Origin of the sequence: Ruminococcus hominis, assembly GCF_014287355.1 — a bacterium.
GTDB lineage: Bacteria > Bacillota > Clostridia > Lachnospirales > Lachnospiraceae > Schaedlerella > Schaedlerella hominis.
On sequence record NZ_JACOPE010000001.1, the window covers coordinates 2365947 to 2390707 of the forward strand.

At 39.3% G+C, this 24761-nt stretch carries 17 protein-coding genes, 2 tRNA genes, 2 rRNA genes, 1 other RNA gene and 1 riboswitch; of the genes, 2 read left to right on the forward strand and 20 right to left on the reverse strand.

Translation table 11 applies throughout. The features are described 5' to 3' along the window. Nucleotides 1-49: 49 nt before the first annotated feature. The 4 genes from rrf to H8S40_RS10485 all read right to left on the reverse strand — a co-directional run bounded on the left by rrf (nt 50) and on the right by H8S40_RS10485 (nt 4137). Nucleotides 50-167: ribosomal RNA gene (gene rrf / locus H8S40_RS10470) — 5S ribosomal RNA — on the reverse strand. A 100-nt stretch (nt 168-267) separates the two neighbouring features. Then, a 16S ribosomal RNA gene (locus H8S40_RS10475) occupies nt 268-1800 on the reverse strand. Between the two features lie 1086 nt (nt 1801-2886). After that, nucleotides 2887-3195, reverse strand: a complete 309-nt coding sequence (trxA, locus tag H8S40_RS10480) for a thioredoxin (RefSeq protein ID WP_022075351.1) — start codon at nt 3193-3195, stop codon at nt 2887-2889. Nucleotides 3196-3315: 120 nt separating this feature from the next. Then, entirely contained in the window at nt 3316-4137 is an 822-nt protein-coding gene (locus H8S40_RS10485) for a zinc dependent phospholipase C family protein (protein WP_118737645.1), read from the reverse strand. Nucleotides 4138-4495: 358 nt separating this feature from the next. Between H8S40_RS10485 and ssrA the strand changes: the two genes are divergently transcribed. Continuing rightward, nucleotides 4496-4840: a transfer-messenger RNA gene (gene ssrA / locus H8S40_RS10490) on the forward strand. 107 nt (nt 4841-4947) lie between these two features. On the opposite strand, the gene smpB is transcribed toward ssrA, so the two are convergent. From smpB to H8S40_RS10560, 13 genes are all read right to left on the reverse strand, one after another. After that, nucleotides 4948-5409: an SsrA-binding protein SmpB gene (gene smpB, locus H8S40_RS10495; RefSeq protein WP_117992130.1), complete on the reverse strand. Its 462-nt coding sequence runs from the start codon at nt 5407-5409 to the stop codon at nt 4948-4950. 37 nt (nt 5410-5446) lie between these two features. Beyond that, on the reverse strand, nt 5447-7594 hold the full coding sequence (gene rnr / locus H8S40_RS10500; protein ID WP_186865228.1) for a ribonuclease R: 2148 nt from the start codon (nt 7592-7594) through the stop codon (nt 5447-5449). 178 nt (nt 7595-7772) lie between these two features. After that, nucleotides 7773-8015, reverse strand: coding sequence for a preprotein translocase subunit SecG (gene secG, locus H8S40_RS10505; protein ID WP_117992132.1), 243 nt, complete (start codon nt 8013-8015; stop codon nt 7773-7775). Between the two features lie 72 nt (nt 8016-8087). Next, the gene (eno, locus tag H8S40_RS10510; protein WP_118737621.1) at nt 8088-9359 is read right to left on the reverse strand and encodes a phosphopyruvate hydratase; all 1272 of its coding nucleotides are present in this window, start codon (nt 9357-9359) and stop codon (nt 8088-8090) included. A gap of 102 nt (nt 9360-9461) precedes the next feature. Then, nucleotides 9462-10784, reverse strand: coding sequence for a Na+/H+ antiporter NhaC family protein (locus H8S40_RS10515; RefSeq protein ID WP_022075345.1), 1323 nt, complete (start codon nt 10782-10784; stop codon nt 9462-9464). Nucleotides 10785-10941: 157 nt separating this feature from the next. Continuing rightward, nucleotides 10942-11697, reverse strand: a complete 756-nt coding sequence (locus H8S40_RS10520; RefSeq protein ID WP_118725291.1) for a cell wall hydrolase — start codon at nt 11695-11697, stop codon at nt 10942-10944. Nucleotides 11698-11862: 165 nt separating this feature from the next. Then, the gene (locus H8S40_RS10525; RefSeq protein WP_186865229.1) at nt 11863-13452 is read right to left on the reverse strand and encodes a potassium/proton antiporter; all 1590 of its coding nucleotides are present in this window, start codon (nt 13450-13452) and stop codon (nt 11863-11865) included. Nucleotides 13453-13582: 130 nt separating this feature from the next. Continuing rightward, nucleotides 13583-14212 (reverse strand): ECF transporter S component, encoded by a 630-nt coding sequence (locus tag H8S40_RS10530; protein ID WP_186865230.1) that lies wholly within the window; start codon nt 14210-14212, stop codon nt 13583-13585. Nucleotides 14213-14329: 117 nt separating this feature from the next. After that, nucleotides 14330-14464: riboswitch (FMN riboswitch) on the reverse strand. Between the two features lie 137 nt (nt 14465-14601). Further along, complete coding sequence (locus tag H8S40_RS10535; protein WP_022075341.1) at nt 14602-14895, reverse strand: cysteine-rich small domain-containing protein; 294 nt, start codon at nt 14893-14895, stop codon at nt 14602-14604. A gap of 9 nt (nt 14896-14904) precedes the next feature. Continuing rightward, complete coding sequence (gene mgrA / locus H8S40_RS10540; RefSeq protein ID WP_186865231.1) at nt 14905-15915, reverse strand: L-glyceraldehyde 3-phosphate reductase; 1011 nt, start codon at nt 15913-15915, stop codon at nt 14905-14907. Nucleotides 15916-16069: 154 nt separating this feature from the next. Then, nucleotides 16070-16143, reverse strand: a tRNA-Pro gene (locus tag H8S40_RS10545). Between the two features lie 34 nt (nt 16144-16177). Then, nucleotides 16178-16249 (reverse strand) — tRNA-Gln (locus tag H8S40_RS10550). Nucleotides 16250-17282: 1033 nt separating this feature from the next. Next, nucleotides 17283-21437 carry an MBG domain-containing protein gene (locus tag H8S40_RS10560; protein WP_186865232.1) on the reverse strand — a complete coding sequence of 1385 codons (4155 nt, stop codon included), beginning with the start codon at nt 21435-21437 and terminating at the stop codon, nt 17283-17285. Nucleotides 21438-21635: 198 nt separating this feature from the next. Between H8S40_RS10560 and H8S40_RS10565 the strand changes: the two genes are divergently transcribed. Continuing rightward, nucleotides 21636-22355, forward strand: coding sequence for a LytR/AlgR family response regulator transcription factor (locus tag H8S40_RS10565; RefSeq protein WP_186865233.1), 720 nt, complete (start codon nt 21636-21638; stop codon nt 22353-22355). A 60-nt stretch (nt 22356-22415) separates the two neighbouring features. On the opposite strand, the gene H8S40_RS10570 is transcribed toward H8S40_RS10565, so the two are convergent. From H8S40_RS10570 to H8S40_RS10580, 3 genes are read right to left on the reverse strand one after another with little or no spacing between them, the layout of a single operon-like run. Continuing rightward, nucleotides 22416-23066: an ABC transporter ATP-binding protein gene (locus H8S40_RS10570; protein WP_117992140.1), complete on the reverse strand. Its 651-nt coding sequence runs from the start codon at nt 23064-23066 to the stop codon at nt 22416-22418. Nucleotides 23067-23119: 53 nt separating this feature from the next. Further along, the gene (locus tag H8S40_RS10575; RefSeq protein WP_186865234.1) at nt 23120-23923 is read right to left on the reverse strand and encodes an ATP-binding cassette domain-containing protein; all 804 of its coding nucleotides are present in this window, start codon (nt 23921-23923) and stop codon (nt 23120-23122) included. After that, nucleotides 23923-24759, reverse strand: a complete 837-nt coding sequence (locus H8S40_RS10580; RefSeq protein WP_117992142.1) for an ABC transporter permease — start codon at nt 24757-24759, stop codon at nt 23923-23925. Before H8S40_RS10580 ends, H8S40_RS10575 begins: the two co-directional genes overlap by 1 nt. Between the last annotated feature and the right edge of the window lie 2 nt (nt 24760-24761).

The following is a 24761-nucleotide window of genomic DNA, read 5'->3' on the forward strand; positions in this document are numbered from 1 at the left end:
TATCTATATTGAATTCTTTCGACGGCGGTTCCGTCTTTTTTCTTTATAGATTTGGCGGCCACCTACTCTCCCACACCGTCTCCAGTGCAGTACCATCGGCCGTTTAGGTCTTAACCATCGTGTTCGGGATGGGAACGGGTGTTACCCCTAAACGCATCGCCACCAAAAGGTTCCATTATCAAGTTGTTTCTTGATAACTAAACAATAGACAACGATTCTTTACTTCTTCTCCCATCTGTTTGATGTTTGAAGTTATTTCTTCCTTAGAAAGGAGGTGATCCAGCCGCACCTTCCGATACGGCTACCTTGTTACGACTTCACCCCAGTTATCGGTCCCACCTTCGGCAGCTCCCTCCTTACGGTTGGGTCACTGACTTCGGGCGTTACTGACTCCCATGGTGTGACGGGCGGTGTGTACAAGACCCGGGAACGTATTCACCGCGACATTCTGATTCGCGATTACTAGCGATTCCAGCTTCATGTAGTCGAGTTGCAGACTACAATCCGAACTGAGACGTTATTTTTGGGATTTGCTTACCCTCGCGAGTTTGCCTCCCTTTGTTTACGCCATTGTAGCACGTGTGTAGCCCTGCTCATAAGGGGCATGATGATTTGACGTCATCCCCACCTTCCTCCAGGTTATCCCTGGCAGTCTCTCCAGAGTGCCCGGCCAAACCGCTGGCTACTGAAGATAGGGGTTGCGCTCGTTGCGGGACTTAACCCAACATCTCACGACACGAGCTGACGACAACCATGCACCACCTGTCTCCGGTGTTCCGAAGAAAAGCTCCCATTACGGAGCGGTCACCGGGATGTCAAGAGCAGGTAAGGTTCTTCGCGTTGCTTCGAATTAAACCACATGCTCCACCGCTTGTGCGGGTCCCCGTCAATTCCTTTGAGTTTCATTCTTGCGAACGTACTCCCCAGGTGGACTACTTATTGCGTTTGCTGCGGCACCGAATGGCTTTGCCACCCGACACCTAGTAGTCATCGTTTACGGCGTGGACTACCAGGGTATCTAATCCTGTTTGCTCCCCACGCTTTCGAGCCTCAACGTCAGTCATCGTCCAGTAAGCCGCCTTCGCCACTGGTGTTCCTCCTAATATCTACGCATTTCACCGCTACACTAGGAATTCCGCTTACCTCTCCGACACTCTAGAAAAACAGTTTCCAATGCAGTCCCGGGGTTGAGCCCCGGGTTTTCACATCAGACTTGCCTCTCCGTCTACGCTCCCTTTACACCCAGTAAATCCGGATAACGCTTGCCCCCTACGTATTACCGCGGCTGCTGGCACGTAGTTAGCCGGGGCTTCTTAGTCAGGTACCGTCATTTTCTTCCCTGCTGATAGAAGTTTACATACCGAAATACTTCTTCCTTCACGCGGCGTCGCTGCATCAGGGTTTCCCCCATTGTGCAATATTCCCCACTGCTGCCTCCCGTAGGAGTTTGGGCCGTGTCTCAGTCCCAATGTGGCCGGTCGCCCTCTCAGGCCGGCTACTGATCGTCGCCTTGGTAGGCCGTTACCCCACCAACTAGCTAATCAGACGCGGGTCCATCTCATACCACCGGAGTTTTTACCCCTGCACCATGCGGTGCTGTGGTCTTATGCGGTATTAGCAGTCATTTCTAACTGTTATCCCCCTGTATGAGGCAGGTTACCCACGCGTTACTCACCCGTCCGCCGCTCAGTCACAATACTCGTCATTCCGAAGAAATCCAAGTAAAGTGCTTCGCTCGACTTGCATGTGTTAAGCACGCCGCCAGCGTTCATCCTGAGCCAGGATCAAACTCTCGTTAAAAGTGTTTGTTCTAGTCAAGATTAACTCTAGCTAATCTATCCTTTTACTGTTGTTTTGGCATTGAACACTTAATGAGGTTTTTCACGAATTTAGTGTGAAAGCCGTTCGGCTCAATACCGAACCTCATTTGTATTCATCCGTTCTTAAAAAATTTTCTCTTAAAGAAATTTTCAAGGATCTGTTGTCTATTGTTTAGTTATCAATGTTCTTTATTTTGTTGTCGTCTCAAGCGACAGCTTTAATAGATTATCACATCTTTTGTCGTTTGTCAACAACTTTTTTATTTTTTCTGTTTCGCTTTTGTAATTTTATCAATCACTTTCAAGCGACAGCTTGTTCACTTTATCACATCCGACAACCTTTTGTCAAGAACTTTTTTCAAGTTTTTTCTTTGCATTTTTCATCTTACACTTTCCATATCCCGCCAGGGCTGTCCGGTGTTTTCAATTTTGCATCGGTTGTCTTAGCGACGAAGATTATCTTATCATCTCGTTTTTGAATTGTCAACGTTTTTCTTGTTTTTTATTTATTTCGCACAATTCAGACAATTTACTCTGTTTACTAATACTGTATACAAAATATCTTTTTTCTACTTCCACGTACACCAAACATATTATTATCCTAAAAAACTATTACTATTCACAATATTCAAGTCGAACGTCCGTGAGACTTGGCGCGTGATTCTGGTCAGCAAAGCTGACATATTCCTATCAGAATCACTGCGCATCCTCGCGGAGCGTTTATCTCAGTCGGAGATTGGACTCCCACTGAGACAAATTTGCTATTACTCACCACCTAAAGAGGTGGGAGTCTTCTCGACTGAGATAAAAAACCTTTCTTTGTCTGATTATACCTGTTTGATATACTACCGACAACGAAAGGCTTTTCTTCTATAATATTCAAGAATGCCTCGGCATTCTTGCTGCGAGGTGCGCGTCATGCAATTGCATGACATACTTCTACTGCGCACCTCTGCAATCCTGCCGGAGGCTATATCAGCTGGGGGGATTGACTCCCAGCTGATATAAATAAACTTTATCTCATTTCCGATAAAATAGAATAAATCATTTTACCTATCACCAAATACTATTTCACTAATTTCAATACTTCTTCTTTTGGCTGTGCTCCCAACGTCTTTGCTGCAACCTCTCCATTTTTAAATGCAATAAACATTGGAATACTCATAACTTTGTACTTCTGAGCAATCTCAATGTTCTCATCAATATTGATTTTACCAACTTTAATTTCTGTCTCTTCATTCGAAATCTGCTCGATTACCGGTGCCATCATCTTACATGGTCCACACCAATCAGCATAGAAATCTACCAATACAGGCTTATCTGATTTCAGCACTTCTTGCTCAAAATTTTCTGCTGTCAATTTTACAACTGCCATAATTATTCTCCTTTTCTTCTATCTGATGCCACGTGCTACAATTTACTACTCACTACAATAGCTTCTCTATTTCCAACTATTACTCTCATTCTACACTATTTTCCAAACAAATCAAGATTTTCAAACTTGTAATTCCTGCCAATTTTCTCCTGCTCCAAATGTTTCATGAAATCTTGTTGAAATTTCTTTATTCTGAAACAGTACCCCTTGATATTGCCCAAGCATCTTTCCTGCAATCGGAACAGCTCCATGATAGACGCCATTTAATATCTGACAATATTTCTTACACGCCGGATTCGGTTGCTCACTCATCACCATTCCATGCACGCCCTCGTATTGTCCTGCGACTTTCATTCCGAAAAATAATACTTTTCGTTTTATCGGATTTTGTGCAGTCAAAAGCTTATCACACAGAATCATATACCTCAATGTTTTCCTTATTTCTTTTGCACTGACTCCATCATAGAATTCTGCAATCACCGCGGCATTCTTTATCGTCGGATGAATACAATTTGCTCTGTGAAATGTCATCGGATCAATATGTTTTCGTACCAACATCATTCGATCAAATTCCATTTCAATCTCAGAATGTGTTATCCCGCTGACTTGTATCATCTTCTCTACGTATTTGTGACACTCACTATCCAAAGCAAAATGACAAATAAAACCATATATATACGCTCTTGCCGCACTCTTATTTTCAGACTGCTTAATAACTTCCGCTGCATGTTTAAAAAATGTATCTGCATACTCCTCATGCATTCTATATCCTATCGCATTTACACGATTTTTATGAAAAATACGATAGTAAAAAAAGATATCCGGTCCATATAATCCGATATCAAAAAGTTCTCGATGATTCTCGATTGCTTTTTGAAGCGGTCCCGGTAATATTCTGATTACATCGTTTCCGAATTGATAATGTGCATATGTTGTCGGCATATCCATACCTTCTTTCCCTTCAATTCTCATCCCCATTCTAACACGAATCAGAAAAAGTGCAATGTAATCTTTTATCAATTATCTTTTTTCAAGTCGAACATCCGTGAGACTTGGCGCGTGATTCTGGTCAGCGAAGCTGACATATTCCTATCAGAATCACTGCGCATCCTCGCGGAGCGTTTATCTCAGTCGGAGATTGGACTCCCACTGAGACAAATTTACTATTACTCACCACCTGAAGAGGTGGGAGTCTTCTCGACTGAGATAAAATAGTTTCTATTTTTTCTGATAAGTACCTTGACTTTCTAATTTCCTTTCATTAGAATAAGAAGCGTGAAAATGATTTCACTTCATTTTTGGGCTTGTACTGGTTTCGACAGGGATTCTGAAGATGGAGAAGCTATCCGTAGGCCGATGCGTCAAATCGCAAACTTAAAATTAAACGCTAACGATAATTTCGAATTAGCTGCAGCCTAATTGCTGCATGTCAGCCCCGAGGCACCCGCACCTTGGGAATCTGGCATCAACTATGTGGGAAACGATATTAGCAAAGCTTTGAGTTAATAGGCGTATTATGAAGCTACTGAACCTGTAAGAGTGTTAGTTCTCGTACAGCAGAGGGAATGTTAAATAACTGACTATGATAGTAGAAGTACATGGGATGGGTTTTTGGACGCGAGTTCGATTCTCGCCAGGTCCATTCAAAAGAAATAAGGACGAAGAAAACAATTTACTTTTCTCCGTCCTTATTTTTATTTCAGAATGTTTTAAATCTTATTCTCGCAAATAAGCATAACTTTTCAGAAAATATTATCCAAGATTTCTCACTTTAAAATCTCTCTGTGCCTCACGTCTCTGATCTTTCTTCGCAATATCATCTCGCTTATCGTAAAGTTTTTTACCTTTTGCAAGACCAATTTCTACTTTCACAAGACTTCCGCTAAAATATACCTGTAATGGAACAACTGTATTCCCTTTTTCTTTCATCTTTCCAAAAATCTTATCGATCTCTTTCTTATGAAGAAGCAGTTTTCTTACACGCAATGGATCTTTATTAAAAATATTTCCTTTTTCATACGGTGAAATATGCATTCCATAAATAAACATCTCACCATCTTCAATTCGAATAAATGCTTCTTTAATACTGCATTTTCCCATTCTCAATGATTTTACTTCTGTTCCATGTAGTACAATTCCGGCCTCATATTTTTCCAGAATAAAATAATCATGATACGCTTTTTTATTATTTGCAATCAGTTTTTTCTCTGCCATATATCCAACCTCTTTCTCGTCCTTTTAAGACTTTTATTTACGAATCGTATTCTTCATCCTCGTCACAGAATTCAAAATCAATCGTCCGGTTCAATTTATCTACATCCAGCACGCGTACTTTCACGCTCTGACCTAATTTATATACATTTCTTGTATGTTCGCCAATCAATTCATATTGTTCTTCCCAATACTCATAATGATCATCTCGCATATTCGTCACATGTACAAGTCCTTCGATCGTATTTGGAAGTTCCACATAAGCCCCCCATTTAGTAATTCCTGATATTACGCCTTCAAATTCTTCTCCGATGCGCTCCTGCATGTACTCTACTTTTTTCAATTTTACAGTTTCTCTCTCCGCCTCTTCCGCACGACGTTCCAGCATACTTGACTGAACTGCCACTTCCGGCAATATTTTTTCATAATGCTCAATTCTCTTATCATTCATGCGACCCCGAATATTTTCCTTGATGATTCGGTGAATCTGTAAATCTGGATATCTTCGGATTGGAGATGTAAAATGTGTATAATATTTCGCTGCCAGTCCGAAATGTCCCGAATTCTCCGGTGTATATTTTGCCTGCTTCATAGAACGAAGTGCCAAACGGCTAATCAATGCTTCTTCCGGTGTTCCTTCTACCTTACCAAGAAGCTTCTGCACTTCTTTCGGACGCACTTCATTTCCCACATGTATATGATAACCAAAATTATTGATAAATGTACTCAGACGTTTCATTTTATCCTCGTCTGGTGTATCGTGCGTTCTATATAGAAACGGAAGCTCTCTCCAGAAATATTCTTCCGCAACGGTTTCATTTGCAAGCAACATAAAATCTTCAATAATCTTTGTAGCCACATTTCTGTCATACGGCTTAATATCAATCGGTCTGCCATTTTCGTCTAATACCATCTTAGACTCTGGAAAATCAAAATCAATAGAACCTCTTTTTTTTCTATGTTCACGCAAAATATGAGATAATTCCTTCATTAATTCAAACATAGGAACCAACTCTTCATATTTTGCAATCTCGTTTTCATCGTGCTCTTCAAGAATTTTAGCGACGCTTGTATAATTCATTCTTCTATCAACCTTGATTACCGTTTCTGCAATCTCATGATCAATCACTTCACCTTTTGGATTTACTGTCATAATACAACTAAGCGCAAGACGATTCTCGCCTTCATTCAAGGAACAAACTCCGTTTGATAATTTCTGCGGAAGCATAGGAATCACTTTATTCACAAGATAAACACTTGTCCCACGCTTGAGTGCTTCACGATCCAGCGCACTTCTCTCCTGTACATAATTTGTTACATCAGCAATATGGACCCCCAGTTTATAATTGTCTCCTTTTTTTGTCAATGATACCGCATCATCCAAATCTTTCGCATCTTCTCCGTCAATCGTTACCATCTGCCAGTCTCGCAAATCTTTACGTCCTGCCATATCCGCATCACTCACGTCTTTGCCTACACGTTCCGCCTGATTCATAACTTTCTCCGGGAACTCTACCGGAAGATCAAATGATTTCACGATTGACATAATATCCGTGCCCGGATCGTTGATATGTCCTATAATTTCCACCACATATCCTTCCGGTTTCATATTCTCGCTACCATAAGATGTCAGCTCTACCACGACTTTATGCCCGCTGACAGCACCTTTTTCTTTCCCTGCCGGGATATAAATATCACTGAGCAAACGTTGATTGTCTGGTCTTACAAAGCCAAAATTCTTGCACTTTTCATACATACCAACAACATGTGTTGTCCCATGTGACAATATTCTTACAATTTTCCCTTCTGTACGTCTTCCTGTCTGACTGTCTTTCTCTTTTGTAATAACAAACTCTACTTCATCTCCCTGAAATGCTCCGTTGATATTATCTTCTGAGATAAAAACATCCTCATCTTCGCCTTCGCGAATGACAAACCCAAAACCACGCTGATGGGATTGAAATGTTCCTGTCAGTCTTTTCGCCTGTCCTTTTGCATACTTGCCTTTCTTGGAAACAAATATCTTACCTTCTTGTTCTAAAGCTTCTAAGACTGCCCTCAATTCATCCCTTTGTTCTTTTGGAACCTGAAGGATCATAGCAATTTCTTTAAACTTCATCGGCACATAAAAATCATCGCAGATGAAATCGTAAATGACTTTTTTTCTTTTTTCAAATGTGTTACTCATTCAAACTCTCCTCTAAAACCTCGCCAAGTTATAATGTAACACCATCGGACACTAGGCTCGAAAAGACCTCGCTAAGTGCCGAGGTGTGCGTTCTCACTAGGCTCGAAAAAACCTCGCCAAGTGTTCACAGCAAAAAACACCCTATATATGCATATAGAGTGTTTCGTCATCTTCTTCTCTAGTTAAATACACTGAGGTTCAAAACCACAGCCAAAACTATAAACAAAATTGCCAGGAACTTTGTAGACTTTACAAGTGCACCTTCCATAGAACGTCCTTTGTTCTGTCCCCAATAAGAATCTGCTGCCCCGCTGATTGTTCCAAGACCTGCAGACTTCCCTTCCTGAAGCAAAATAATCGCTGATAATGCGATACAATCTATTACAAATATAATGGTTATTATTGTTTTTAAAATTTCCATTTGTTCACACCTCCTGCGGATAAACCGATGTTTATTCTAGCATAGATTGTATCAAATTTCAACTGTTTTGCATTAATTTTCTACTTCCTCTTGAATTCGCAACAATCGATTATATTTTGCAACTCTTTCTGACCGGCAAGGAGCACCTGTTTTTATCTGTCCTGTATTAAACGCTACAGCCAGATCAGCAATCGTTGTATCCTCCGTCTCACCTGAGCGGTGTGATATAATTGCTCGATACCCCGATTTTTGAGCCGTTTCAATTGCTTCTATTGCCTCTGTCAGCGTTCCTATCTGATTTACTTTGATCAGAATCGCATTTGCAACACTTTTTTCGATTCCTTTTCTCAGTCGTTCTACATTTGTCACAAAGAGATCGTCCCCTACCAATTGTACATCCCGTCCCAATCGGACCGTCAACAATTCCCATCCTTCCCAATCTTCCTCATCCAGTGGATCTTCTATCGAACAAATCGGAAATTCCTGCATCAATTCTTCGTAATAATCTATCAGCTCTTCTGCTGAACGGATGACTTTTTTCCCACACATTTTACTTTCCCCTGGAAATTCATATGTCTTAAAATCAGCGTTATATAATTCTGATGCTGCAATATCCAGTGCAATCCTAATATCTTTTCCCATCCGATATCCTGCCAGTTCCACCGCCTGTTTCAAATACTGCAATGCAGTTTTTGCATCCGGAAGATTTGGTGCAAACCCGCCTTCATCCCCAACTGCTGTGCTAAGCCCCTGCTTTTTCAATAAAGCTTTTAATTCCTGATAAATTTCTGCACACATTCTAAGCCCTTCTCTGAAATCATCTGCTCCAACCGGCACGATCATAAACTCTTGTATATCCAATGTATTATCTGCATGTACACCCCCATTCAAAATATTCATCATCGGTGTCGGTAATTTTTTCGCATTTACACCCCCGAGATAACGATACAGTGGAATCTGTAATGCATTTGCCGCCGCATGGGCACATGCAAGTGAAACACCCAGCAATGCATTGGCTCCTAATTTCTTTTTGTTCAAGGTTCCGTCTAAACGAATCAATACCCGGTCAATTTCGCTCTGCCCAAAAATATTCATCCCGATGATACTTTCTGCAATCTGATTATTTACATGTTCCACTGCTGCCTGGACACCTTTTCCTCCATATCGCACCCCTCCATCTCTTAATTCTACCGCCTCATATTTTCCGGTAGACGCTCCTGATGGAACAGCTGCCTTGCCGATTATATTTTCTCCTACAAGCACTTCTACTTCTATTGTCGGATTTCCTCTGGAATCTAATATTTCTCTCGCGTACACATCTCGTATCGGCATGTATTCATACATAGCAAAAACCTCCTTGGATTTTTTAATTTTAGTATTCCAAGAAGGTTTTATTTCATACTATCGTAAATTTATTTTTCTCTCCAAAAATATTACATCAGTCCACTATTTGCTCCGTCTGTCCGGAATAACAAATATCCACACAAGCGAACTAACTAACAGTAAATATGGATAAAATAACTTTGGCATGATCTGGAACGCTGATATCTCATAGCCCAGCTCATTCACTGCTGAAATTGCAACCAGCATCTGTGCTCCATAAGGAATCACCCCTTGGAACACACAAGAAAATGTATCCAGCAAAGAGGCTGCTTTCCGTGGTTTAATACCATATTCGCGTGACATCTCCTGTGCGATTGGGTTTGCCATTACAATTGCAACTGTATTATTGGCAGTCGCAATATCCATTGCTCCAACAAGCATTCCCATCCCCAACTGACCGCCTTTATTTCCTTTAAAGATTTTTTTGATAAATTGCAGTAACGCTTCAAACCCACCATATTCACGGATCAAAGCACACATCGCCGCTACCAAAACAGCTACCATACTGGTTTCAAACATTCCGGCAGCCCCTGAGCCCATATTACTCAGCAAATCGATTGCCTGAATATGTCCTCCTGCAATCATAATAACTGATCCGGACACAATTCCAATCAGTAATACCACGAACACATTAATTCCTGCAATTCCACCTGCCAATACCAACAGATATGGTATAATCTGCACCAGATTATATGACTGCTGGATTTGTCCGTTTATATCTGTCTTAAATGATAAAACCAATATCATGATCAAAGTTACCACTGCCGCCGGAAGAGCGATCCAGAAGTTTTCTTTAAATTTATCCTTCATCGCACATCCTTGTCCATTACATGCCGCAATCGTTGTGTCGGATATAAACGATAAGTTATCCCCAAACATTGCTCCTCCCATAACAGATCCTACACATAATGGAACTGAAAATCCGGATACACCTGCTACTGCTACTGCAATCGGCACGATTAATGTGATTGTTCCAACGGATGTTCCCATAGCTGTCGATACAAAGCAGGCAACTACAAACAATACTGCAACTGCAAATCTTGCCGGAATCATAGAAAGCATAAAATACGCAACACTTTCTGCACTGTCACGCCCTACAACTCCTACAAATGAACCCGCTGTTAAAAAAATCAACAACATCGTAATAATATTCTTATCTGCCAAACCTTGCGCCATTAATTCCAGCTTTTCATCAAAACTAACTGCCCGATTCTGCAGACAAGCTACCAGTATGGCCACCAAAAATGCGATTACGATTGGCACATTATAAAATCCCATCGGAATCTCCAGCACATACTCAAACAAAATTCCCAACCCCAGATACAACACAAGAAATACTACAATAGGCATCAAGGCAATTGGATTACTCTTTTTCTTTTGCATCATACTCTACTTCTCTCCTCTTTTTTCCTGACAGAACCCATTGTAACATTCTTTTCTTATTTTGGACAGTGAAAATATTTTCCTATTTCCACAAAAAGTAAAACAGATGATTAATTTCTATCAATCATCTGTCCTTGTTTTTATTCATTTCAATTCCATTTTAGTGAAAATAATGATCTCCCAGCTGATATCCCATACCACCTTGATCAAAATAGAGGCAATCTCCGATTGGATTACTTCCGGACAACGCATCTATTGCTGCCTGCATAGCACTTGGTGTATACCCTGCACTATATCTGACACTGTCAAGCCATCCTGTCATCGCCGGGCCAAATTGTCCTGATTGGTATACTACCTCTGAAATACTGTTTGGATACACCGCACTTTTCACACGATTCATAATAACCGCTCCGACTGCCACCTGACCTTCGTAAGGTTGATTTCCCGCCTCACAAAAAATAATCGATGCCAACAGTTCTTTGTCTGCTTCCTGAAGCTGTGCCACAGCTGCTTCCTCTTCGGCTTTTCTTTGTGCCTCCGCCTGCTCTGCCGCAATACGTTCTGCTTCTTTTTTCTGCGCTTCCTCTAATTCGCGCTGCGCCTTTTCTTCCGCTTCTTTCTTCTCCTGCAAAGCTTTCTCTTCCGCTTCTTTTTCTGCTTGTTTCTGCTCTGCTATTTTCTTGTCCAACTCTTCTACTGTCAGCAATCCTGCCTCCTGATATTCATTTTCCATAACAATTTCATCTGTTCGTTCTGAATCCTGAAGTAATTGAGCAAAGGATGCGATTTCCATGTGGTCGGATGCATACATCATTTCTGTATGATGCTCCGCAGCCTGTGTATTAACACCTAATGTCATCACCGTAACCGTGGTTGCAACTACCGCCATAGATACCCATCTTTTATATTGAATCATATAGTCTCCTCCTACAATTTCGTAACATTCTTTGCAATTTTATTTCACTTTAATTAACGAGTTATAATAAATTATATTCATTTTTTTCGTTTTTATTACAAATGTTACAATTTTGTTACGAGTCGACATTCTAATATAAAATTTCAAACTTGTCAACAATAAATTTTAATTTCCACTGATTGCCAGAACATCTCCCTTTTGAATAACCGTCTCTCCTTTTGGGATAACTGTCGAGCCATCTTCTCGTCGGATTAACGCAATCATTCGCTCTTCCATTTTCGGTAAATCTTTAATCTGACACCCGATTCTTCCATCTCCTTCTTCCACCGTTTCTTCCCTCAATACCATATCAATATCCCCTTCATAGGATTGCGCGCTCAGTACAAGAATATCTCCTTCTTTTATCTTCACCTCAGCCCTTGGGATAATATCCTCATCACCACGTTTGATCAAGACGATCAACATATTTTTTATCCGCAGTTCAGAAATCTTTTTACCCACATACTTATGATCCTTTTCCATTTTCATTTGAATTAATTGAATCTGTTGTTCTTCCTGATAATCACTAAATGTCTTCATAACATTTTGTCCATCATCTACCATATCAAGTCGTTCTGCAACCACCGGAAGTAAAAGCCCCTGAAATGTAACAGAAATCAACGCCACACAAAATACGATGTTAAACACATCACTTTTCGTATAAACCGGGCTTACCGTCACCATAATTGCAAATACAATCGAAGCGGCGCCTCGCAATCCGGAAAATGCAATCAAGGTTTTCTGTTTAAAGCTTGCACGGAATGCCAAAAGCAACAAAAAAGTTGCTATCGGCCTTGCGATAAAAGTCAAACCTATAAAAACCAATATTGCACTTCCTGCAATTCCCAATAATTGCGATGGGAAAACAAGTAATCCTAACAAGAAGAAAATTAAAATCTGCGCCAGATGATTGATTCCATCAAAGAAATGAATTAATGCAACTTTATGTTCAAACTTCTGATTTCCTATTATAATTCCTTGTAAATATACGCTCAGATATCCATTTCCTCCAAGCAATACAGAACCGGCATAGGCAAGTAACACCAATGCGATCATCAAAATTGTATCCATTCCTTCGATTTCAAATTCAATATGCTGCAAACTCCATACAGCAAGTATACCAATCCCAATTCCGAACAAAAAACCGACCCCAATCTGTTTTATTAGCATCCAGACAATATTTTGATTGCTTAACGACATCCAACTCAGAATGATCATCGTCATCATATAAGCAACTGGATCGTTGCTTCCACTTTCTACTTCCAAAATAGATGCTGTTCCATCTTTTAAGTTTAACTGTTTTGATCGTAATATAGAAAATACTGACGCTGCATCCGTAGAACCAACAACTGCGCCTAGCAACATACCTTCTTTAAGAGACATATGTAATACGTAATGACAAAATATACCTGTCAATACCGATGTTAATACAACACCCAATGTTGACATGCAAATTGATTGTTTAAGAACCGGCTTTGCCGCTTTTAAACTTGTTCCAAAACCACCATAAAACATAATAAAGACAAGTGCCGTAGAACAAATTTTTTCCGCTATTCCAAAATTATCGAATGGAATTTTAAAAATCCCTTCACTTCCAAATACCATTCCAATCGCCATAAACACTAAAACAGCCGGCACTCCAATCCTGTTTGTCAACTTATTTGTTAAAATACATGTTATAATTACAACCGCACATAAAATTAAACTTGTCTCCACACACTCACCTCTTCTTTTTTCTATTTCTTCCTATTATAACATATGTCCCTTTATAAAACGAAACTGAAAAAGAGACCTTGGTATGTTCCACGCATACCAACGCCTCTTTTCACTACTATTTTTTATATTCTTATCTCATTTTAAAAATAGGACTGATTTTTTTGTAGATCAATAACACAATCAGTGAAACCAAAATACCTTTTAATAAGTTAAATGGTGCTACTGCAAATAACACAAATGTTGAAAGACTTGTGATGTGTGAATTAACTGCAGTTCCCATTGCTACTAATGCATCGATTGGCATTCCAAATGCTTTTGCATAAACCGGAAGCAATACAAATGCATTCATTGCACTTCCTACAACAACCATCAAAAGTGTTCCAGCTATCATACCAAGCAATGCGCCCTTTCTTGTACGTTTATATTTGTAAATAATACCTGCCGGTACACACAATGCACATCCTACCAGAAAATTGGCTACCTCTCCAACACCAGCTGTAGTTGTTCCATTGATTACAAAGTTCAAAAGAATTTTAACAAATTCGATTGCTGCACCTGCCAAAGGTCCCATTACAAAACATCCGACCATTACCGGAACTTCGCTGAAATCAATCTTGTAAAATGATGGTGCAAATGGAAGTGGAATCTCAAATAACATCAATACCACTGCGATTGCTGCAAGCATACCAATCTGAACCAACGTTCTTACTCCTACTTTTTGTGTTTTTTCTGCTGTTGCTATATTACTACCTGTGCTCATCTTTTTTCTCTCCTTTAAAACAAACAGATTTTGAAAAGAAAGAAAGTCTTCTTGGAAGTGTTGTCAAAAAAGAAACCCCGGATTTTCTAATCCGGGGCTTTGTTATCTCTATGACATCAATTTCTTCTCTCATCCAGACTTTACTGTCGGTACTGGAATTCTCATCAAACTTATGAGTCACCAGTTCAACCACTTATGTGGGTCGCGGACTATACCGCCGGTTGGGACTTGCACCCTACCCCGAAGAATTTCTTTGTTCAATTTCATATATAAGTATAATCATGTATTTTTATAAAATCAAGAGTTTTTCACAAATTAATTCTGGTTTTCTGATTTTTTTCAAAATTTTCATCCACATTCTTGAAATCCTCTTTTGATTAGAAACTATTTTATTTCTTTTCATCTGTTTTCCTTGCCTTTTCCATGATTTCTCCGTATTTACCTATAATATAACCATAATTCTCTCTCTTGTGAGGCAACATACACTCTGTGCAATCTTTAATCCCGCTCTCTGTATATCGAAAGTTTCCTCCACATTTATCTCCCAGAGTATATAACGGACAATAGCAAAATAAACAATTAAAATCTTCCGGATGATTTGTTTTATGACATGGAAAATACTCACATTCTTTATTGCAGAAAAACGAGTAATGCTTTCCCATCCACTTTGGCTGTTCACTCATTTTACATTCCTATCTTTCACAAATTTTCTCAATCATTTTCAATTCTTCCTCTGAAAATGATGTCTGCTCAACAATTGATATATTTTCTTTAATCTGTGATGGTTTTGATGCGCCGATTAATACTGAGCATACCTCATCGTCTTTTAATACCCAGGACAAAGCCATCTGTGCAAGTGTCTGTCCTCTCTGTTTTGCCAGTTCATTTAACTCTGCAATTTGCCTCAAACGTTCTTCTGTCAAATCACTTTTGTGTAAAAAACGATTATCTCTGGCAATTCTGCTATCTTGCGGAATCCCCTCCAGATATTTATCTGTCAGCATTCCCTGAGCCAATGGACTAAACGCAATAATCCCAACCCCAGCTTCTTTGCAATATTTTTTCACTCCATCCTCTTCAATCGTTCGATCAAACATCGAATATCTTCTTTGATTCACTATAAATGGACAATGAAGTTCTTTTAATATAGAAACTGCTTTTTCCGTATACTCTTTATTATAATTAGAAACGCCCGCATATAAAGCTTTCCCGCTTCTTACAATATCCGCAAGTGCCTGCATTGTTTCTTCAAGCGGAGTGTCAGGATCCATTCTGTGGTGATAGAAAATATCCACATAATCTAATTTCATCCGTTTCAGACTTTGATCCAAACTTGCCATCAAATATTTTCTGCTGCCCCAGTTTCCATAAGGTCCATCCCACATATCATATCCTGCCTTGGTTGTAATCACCAACTCATCACGATATGGCCGAAAATCCTCTTCCATTAAACGACCAAAATTACTCTCTGCACTTCCGTATACCGGACCATAATTATTAGCTAGGTCAAATTGTGTAATACCGAGGTCAAACGCCGTTCTACACATTTGTTTCATGTTATCATAATTATCTTTACTTCCAAAGTTATGCCAGAAGCCTAACGAAACTGCCGGAAATTTCAAGCCACTTTTTCCCACTCGGTTGTACTGCATCAAATCATATCTTGATGCATCTGCTTTGTAAATGTTTGCGATATCTGCCATTGCCGGTTTCCCCTTTTTATGAAATATGCTATTTCTTCATTATTGACATTATACACTATACTTTCTTAAAGTGATAGCTGTTAATCCACCCCAATCTGCTTATAAACAAAAAAATCACGAAGCCTTATCGACTTCGTGAAATACTATAACAACATCGGAGTGACGTGATTCGAACACGCGACCTCTACGTCCCGAACGTAGCGCTCTACCAAGCTGAGCCACACTCCGATAATAAAAGAATCTGGACAATCCAGATTCTAAGCTACGGAAAAGGGACTTGAACCCCTACTAACAGAGTCAGAGTCTGCTGTGCTGCCAATTACACCATTCCGCATCATCTTTATTTATCTTATTTGTCACACGCAACATGATTATTATATCAGACTGTCCAGAAAAATCAAGAGCTTTTTTATATTTTTTTCGTTAGAATTTTCAACTCTTTAAGCGCTATTGTCAGATATTTATTTGCTATTTAGTTCATTAAGTTGGCAATACGTTCCTTACAAAAAATTGATATAAGAATTCTTGCTCAGATTCCATGAGCGGGTGACACATAAGGGCGTAAATTTTTGCTAAAAGCAAATGAATTTGAACTCAAACTTGCTGCTATGCAGCTTCAAACACGTTCGTTCAAATTCATTAACACAAAAATTTACGCTCTAAGTGTCTCCAACGCTCACTCCATATTCGCTCGAATTTCTTATATCATTTTTTTGTAAGTAATGTATTGGCTCAAGTTGTGAAGTGAATAGCAACAAAGGATATTGAGTGGCGATATCTGCGATAATGGATTCTAGGGGCTTGAAGATGCAAAATTTTGATGGGGAACATCCGCAAAGCATTGAAAGAGCAAGTTGAGGATGCACAATTTCTGCGGGGGTTATCTGCAAGTTATAGGAAGGGCAAGTTGAGGATGCATAATTTCAACGAGGAGCATCTTCACGTTATCGAAAATATGGGATGTAGATGCAAAATTTGCAAAGGGAGTATCTTTAAATCCCAGAAAAGGCAAGATGCAGATGCAATTGTACATGCCAGGCAGGCTGAAAAGTATCTGCAAGCTCAAAGAAAAGTAAGTTGCAGATACAACAGCTGCCAAAAGAGCATCTGCAACAGCGAATATCAAGGTCTTGCAGATACATCAGTTGTCAAAAAAGCATCTGCGACAGCAAATAACCTCATGATATAGATACATCAGGCGCCAGAAAAGTAAATCCTTCATCATTCCACCTATTTCAATCACGATACACCACAAAGCAAGAAAAAGACTATGCAATCCAGCGAATTGGAGTCGGGCTTGCCCGACGAAGTTGAGCAGGAGTGCACAGTCTTTTCTTGCTTAGAGTCCGTCGTGAACTAAATAGCAATTACTTCCTTTTTCTTTTTATAAAATAACCTACTCCACCTATCACAACAAGTGACCCTGCCATTGTAATAATCCATATCCAGCTAAAGGTATCTCCTGTCTTTACTTTTTTCACTGGTTTACCTGTTGTTGTTCCTTTTGTATCAGGCTTTTTCGTATCTTGCTGCTTCATTTCTTCTTTCTTCACAATCTGGTATTCCATCTGATATTCCGAGTCTTCTCCTTTGAGAACATAATTATCACTCTGTTCGCCAGTCATTCTGACAATATTAGCTGTGTATTTTCCTGGCTTCACTGCATTTCCACCTTCTACAACTGCTTTACAATCATCCTTAAACAATACACCTGTAAATTCTGCTGATACATTTGCTTCTTTTCCTGTATATACCACAGTTCCATCTGTATTCCATGCAACGCCTAATGGTTTTGGCTGGATGCGCAGTGTTCCCGGTGTTAAAGACACTGCGTAATTTGCATTGCCTGCTGCCAGCGGAGTTTTTTCTACTATATTATAGGAACCTACTTTGCAGTTTTCCTTTTCTCCATCTCCAGCTGTCAATGTAACCTCAATGTCAAGATCCTCTGTCTGATCTTCTCCCGCCAGATTTCCGTCTATAATTGACCACGTATATTCTGAGATTGTCTTTCCATATTCCTTTTCCGCACGATCCGGTCTAATCACAAGTTTCCTTGGCTGGACTGTTACCGGAAGCGTTGACGTAACCGTTTTATAATTCGGATTAGATGGTGTAAAAATCATCTCATGTCCACTCTGATTCTCTGCCACTGTAAGTACTACTGTATCATCAGCAAACCTAAACTCACCTTCTCCTGACTGACCGGAAAGTGTTGCTTTCTTTAAACTGTCTCCATATGTCACCGTTATATCAGGAAATGTTACGCTTGGATCGGCCTGCAAAATCTCGTATTCCCACACATGTATCCCACTTGTTCCTGAAAGAATGTAATTCGCATTTGTCACACCTATTGCAACTGCTTTGTATTTTCCTACTTCTGTACATTCTGCATTTAACAGTTTTTTTATCTCACAACTATCATTTCCCAGAAGACTGTCAGATTTAACCCTTGCCTCTATTCCACATGCATTTCCTGTATATGTATACTGAGTTTCAGCATTCCATACTAGAACAGCTTCTTTTGGAGATACATTCAAAAATGCCGGAATAACTACTACATCATAATTTGTGTTTGTTGCATTGTCTTTCTGAATAAGATATTTCCCTACATCACCATATATATCTAAAATTTCATCCCCATCTTTATCTGTCGTGCTTCCACTGAGAATATTTTCAGGTTCAATTGTCGTTGCTTTCAAAGTTAATCCCAGACTGTCCATTGTATCTCCCGGAAGAAGCTTTGCTTCTTCTGAAGCACTGATTGTAAATGTGAGATCTGCAGCTGTCAATTTTTCTCCGTACATTTTTGCTTTCTTATCAGCACGAACCACTATCCTCTGTATACTACTTCCGGCTACCGCACTACTTTCTTCTGCGACACTTACTCCCGAACCGTTTTCTTCTATATTCCCTGCTACTGAACCACTTTCCACCGCATTCTCTGTTACTGAACTGTTTTCCAACACAGTATTTTCTGACGCTGTTACGCTCACCGGATTGACAACCAGATCATGTTCTTTCAAATGAATCCACTTTACTTTGAAACCACCTACTGTCTCTGGACAATCAATTTTATAAATTCCCTCGTCAATCACTTCATTTAATGACTGACCTGTTTCCTGAACCTTCATTTCATTAGTAACATTTGCAAACAATGTTTCTAGTTCCTCTGCTTTTATAGTTTCTGCCGGTACAATTGCGTACGCCATCTTAGGTATTTCCCCATAAGAAATCTCTTCGCATCCGATATATGCTGTGATTACTTCTGTTTTCTTCACTGTTTTTACCGGAACCTGCATCGTAACATTTTTATATGTTTTATTATCTGTTGGTTGAAAGATAAGTTCAAATTTCGTCTGATTTGCTACTTCCTCATCTGTCACAACATGATCTGCATCTTTGAATAACCATTTTCCGGCCGGAGCACCTTCTATGCCTTTCAAGGTTGCTTCTGCCAGTGTCTGTCCACATTCTACTTCTATTTCCGGTATTGGAAGCTTTGGCTCAAACTTCATACCAAAGTTTGTCTCATAAATTAATCTGGACATAGGCTCATTAATAAAATTCAACATCATCATTCCAAGATATCTGCTGTCAATACAGTTGTCTTTATCCTCAAATAATCTCGGATTAATTTCTTTTGTCAGCTCCAAAGGAAATCCACGTGCACAAGAGGTATAATTAAATACCCATGAATTATAGTCTATCGGATGACTTTTATCCTGTTCTGTCGTCTGTTGCATCGTTCCTAATATGTAATCCCATTTTACAGAAGCGAGCAGGCCTTCATAAGTATTATAGGCATCCTGGATATAGACATGATTAATACCATCATCATATCTTTTGTATGCATATTTATAATCTCTATAACTGACTTCATCCCAATTTGTAATATTCAGTCCCATCGCACGTACAAGCCAGTCCTCTGAATAGCTCTGACTCAGCTCAAATCTTCGCATAAATACAATTTTTCCACGAGCTTCTTTCATTGATGGAATATTTCCGCCAGTATAAACATGCTCTGCATTGTTTTTTATAAATTCAGCAACTGCATGTTCCAGTCCAACAACGGAACCATCATCCGGTTTTACTGTAAGAATGATTGTTTCGCTTGGGTGTTTTTGCAAAAATCCAAGACTCGTATCAAAAATATCCTTCAATGTAAGATCATTTCCATATTTATCTTCACACTGTATCCTATCCCCACCATGTATAATCATGACATCTTGTGCTGATGCATCATCTTTTTTTGCATTTCCTCGAATGTCGAAGCTTCGTGCCCCTACATTTAACTGTTCACTATAATAAAGATACTGACAAGAGGTCATAGAAATATAAGGAAGGGCATCCTGAAAAACCGCAGCAGTTCCTGAGTCATGTGTTGCCGGAATGTTCACTGATGAAAGCAGCGCATCATCCGGGATTTCTGCCATCCATTCGTCTGCGTAATTATATTGTGTCTCACTATTGCTTCCTTCCAGAATTGACAAGTCTACAAGTGACGCTGTAGGACAAAGCAACACATCATTGTAGGTTTGCCCGTTTATATACATACCGTTTCGGGCATTCTGGATTTTATATGTTCCATCATTCTGTCTAAAGAAACGCCATAATTGACTGGTGTTCTGGTTTCTATCGAAACTTTCTTTATCCCAAATATTGACCGGAGTATTGTTTCGCCCTGATTCTCCCATAATATCCAGAGCATACCTTGTATCTCCCTCTCCATCTGAAATTGCTTCAATCCGATATGCATGATACTCCGGATACCAGACTAGTTTCCATTTACTGGCGATTCCCATCTTTTTAAAAAGTACCAATTCTCCAGGCAATGATGTATTCCCTTGTCTGTTGATTGCTTCCAATGCTCCTGCCTTGTGGATTTCACAAACTGCTGTGGTGTCTCCTTCTGTTAAAACCTGAGTTTCTTTTCCGGTAAGCGGAACTACTGATTTTGTGACTATCCAGACCTTTCTGTCTTTTTCTTCTGTCTGAATGATATTTGGATTATTATTGTTTAGTTTTCCTTCGTAGCCAATCCATTTTCCACTTTTTCTATTCTTTATATAATATCTTTTGTTTCCGTTCACATCATCTCCGAGATAATAAAATGCAAATTGACGATGTTCTTTTCCTTTCACTTTGCTATCACTACTTTCCCATAAATGTAGCTTTGCACCGCTCTTAGTACTTTCATGTTCTACGTCTACAAAACGATCAGTTCCATTCACCTTAATATGTTTAATTCCATACCATCCGTTTTCTATCTTATCCAAACGGAAACGACAATTATTACCTTCACCGGTATCCAGATGTACATCATTTCCTTTCTCTGCAATATTATCTACGTTCCACCGATATCCTGTATTTTCTTCCAATGTAATAAATAATTCACTGTTCGTCTCCATATCTGTAGACATACTTCCACTAGAATCCGCTGCTTTTACGCTAAGCGGAATTTCTGTAAAAATCATCATCCCCATCAAAAATACTGCCAGTATTCTTTTTATTTTTTCCATTTAGCTTTCCTCCTTGCCCGTATTATTCGCTTTCTGACATTCATATTTACTATCATTATATTTTTGACACCATTTTTATCAATATTGTTGGCACGAATTGTCAGAAAATGGCACGAGTCGTTATTCTGTGGTATACTAGCATTATGTCAAGATTTTCGTATCTGCTCTAAACAGATACAAATTTGGGGAGGATTTCGTATGACAATTGCTATTGTTGATGATATTGCAGAAGAACGTATTCTGCTACGAAAACGATTAGAAAAGATTTTACTTCAGAAAAATATAGAATTTCATTTCTGTGAATATGAGAACGGAGAGGCATTTCTTAAAGCTTCAAAAAATCAGAACTTCACAGTTTTATTTCTGGATATTTATATGGATGGTATAAACGGAATTGAGATTGCAAGGAATTTTAGAAAATTCAATAAAGACTGTATGTTAATTTTTACTACCACATCACGAGATCACGCGCTGGAAGGTTTTCAAGTCCGTGCTATGCACTATCTTGTAAAGCCGTATAGTGAAGAGGATCTTATTTCTTTGTTCGATGAAATTTTATCCCGGATTCCGGCTCCTGAGAAAATACTTGAGCTGAAAATAAACGGAAGCGACCTTCAGGTGCCGTTCAAGACAATTATTTACGCAGAACATTTTTCTCATATGATCCGCATTTTTACAACAACTGGAAAAGAACTTGTCATCCGACAGTCTTTTGGAACATTTACAGCTCCGTTAATAGAGGATTCCCGCTTCTTTATCTGCAACAGAGGGACAATCATTAACATGGAACATGCAGTTGACTTCGACGGAACGATGTTTCTTATGAATAACGGAAATAAGATTGGCGTCAGTCGTGAACTTAGCAAATCAGCACGCCAGCATTTTATGGATTATCTATTCCAAAAAGAAGGATTTTAGTCCATACGCTATTTATCAGAGGTTAAATCTACTTTTCTGATTTATAAAATGGTGCATATTTTAACAGATTTCCCTCACGACACCATCCTTAAGATACAGCACACGATCACATATCATGTCCACCACATCCAAATCGTGTGATACAAACAAATAACTAATCCGTTCTTTTTCCTGCAACTCCTTCAACAGTTGTATAATTTGTGCCTGCACAGTTACATCTAATGCGGAAAGAGGTTCATCTGCCAGAACAAACTTCGTCCCGGTTATCAATGCCAGGGCAATGCTAACACGCTGTCTCTGACCGCCACTTAATTCTCTTGGATATCTGCTGTAAAATTCTTTCGGCAAATGCACCAACTCCAGCATTTCTTCTGCTTTTTTTCTTCGCTCTTCTTTTGACCTTTTTCCTTGTATTTTCAAAGGTTCTTCTAAAATCCAGCCTATCGTTTTTCTTGGATTCAATGAACTAAACGGATCTTGAAAAACCATCTGTGGCCGATTTGTATAATGCATGATATTCCCTTCGTAATCCTTCAGCAACCCGAGAATACATTTACATAATGTCGTCTTTCCGCTTCCGCTTTCTCCTACGAGTCCGACTATCTCACCTTCATATAACGTGAAGGAAATATCATTTAGAATCTGTTTTCGCACTTTACCATCTTTATAATAGGCATTCACGTTACTCAATTCCAATACTTTATCTTGCATCCTATTTCCTCCTCCATTTATATGCATTTTCTACTATATGTAACATTATTTTTCTATTTCAGCACTATTTTTCTCTTTTGTACACGCGTAGGAATTGCTTCTATCAACTGCTTTGTATATTCATATTGTGGGTTTTTAAATATTTCTTCTGTTTCTCCCTCTTCTACGATTTCTCCATTTTTCATTACGACCACTCGCGAACAAATTTCATTTACTACACGTAAATTATGTGAAATGAATAAAATACTCATCTTGTATTTTTGATTTAACTTCTTCATCAACTTCAAAATACTTTCCTGCGTATTTACATCTAATGCAGTTGTCGGTTCATCTGCAATCAACAACTTTGGTCGGCACACGATTGCAGCTGCGATCATCACTCTCTGACGCATACCGCCCGATAATTCATATGGATATTTTTTTATCAATAATTCAGGATTTTCCAGTTCCACATCTTCCAATGCTTTTAATACTTTTTCCTGTCTTTCTTTTTTGGACATATTGGTGTGCAGCTTCAATGCCTCTTCCACCTGTCTCCCTATTTTCATCGTTGGATTTAAAGAGGTCATTGGCTCCTGAAATATCATACTAATATCATTTCCCTGAACCGTTCTCATCTGTTTTTCATTTAATTGCAGCAAATCCAGATTTTCCAGATAAATGTTTCCGCTATCCAGAAATGCATGTTTTTTTAACAATCCCATCACAGTCAGAGCTGTCATTGTTTTCCCTGAACCAGATTCTCCGACAATCCCAAGTATTTCCCCTTCCTTTACGGAAAAAGAAATTCCCTTTACCACTTCCTGTCCTGCTTCCCGATCTTCGAAACGAATGGTAAGATTTTCTACTTTCAGCATTATCTTCCACCTCCAAATTGATCTAGAATCCCTTCTCCTAACAATCCGACTCCAAGAACAAGTAATACTAAAAATAGTCCTGGAAAAATTGCACACCACGGACCACTTGCCAAATAAGTCTGTGATTCTGACAACATTCTTCCAAGTGAAGCATCTGGTGGCTGTACTCCGATTCCCAGATAACTAAGCCCTGCTTCTGCTAAGACTGCATTATTAAATCCTATTGCTATCGCTGATAATAGTGCCGGCAAAATATTAGGCAGTATGTGTACAAACAAAATCCGTGGTGTCTTTACGCCGATTAATTTTGCACTGATCACATAATCAGCTTCACGAAGCCGCATATATTCGCCTCTTACTACACGTGCAAAACTTGGGATAAATGCAATCCCAAGTGCAATCATAACTTTATATTTTCCTGTCCCTGCAATACTGATTATCACAAGTGCAAGTAATACACTTGGAAATGCTGCAACTGCATCATTAATCCTCATTAATGCCTCGTCAAACCAGCCGCCAAAATAACCTGTCGCAGCTCCTATAATAATCCCTGCTCCGCCACCGATTATAATGGTTCCTAAGGCAATTAGTAATGTACTTCCTGCCCCGCTTAAGACACGGCTCAACACATCTCTTCCAAATTGATCTGTCCCGAACCAGTGTAACAGGCTCGGTCCCTGCAATTTTAATGATCCTTGCATCGCATCCGGATCGTATGGCGTCCATAACATGCCAATCAAAATAAGAACAAACATCACTATTGTGATTGCCAGACCTGTTGCATAATTGTGTGATATATTCTGTTGTCTTTTCTTTTTCAAACTTATTTTCTTCATAT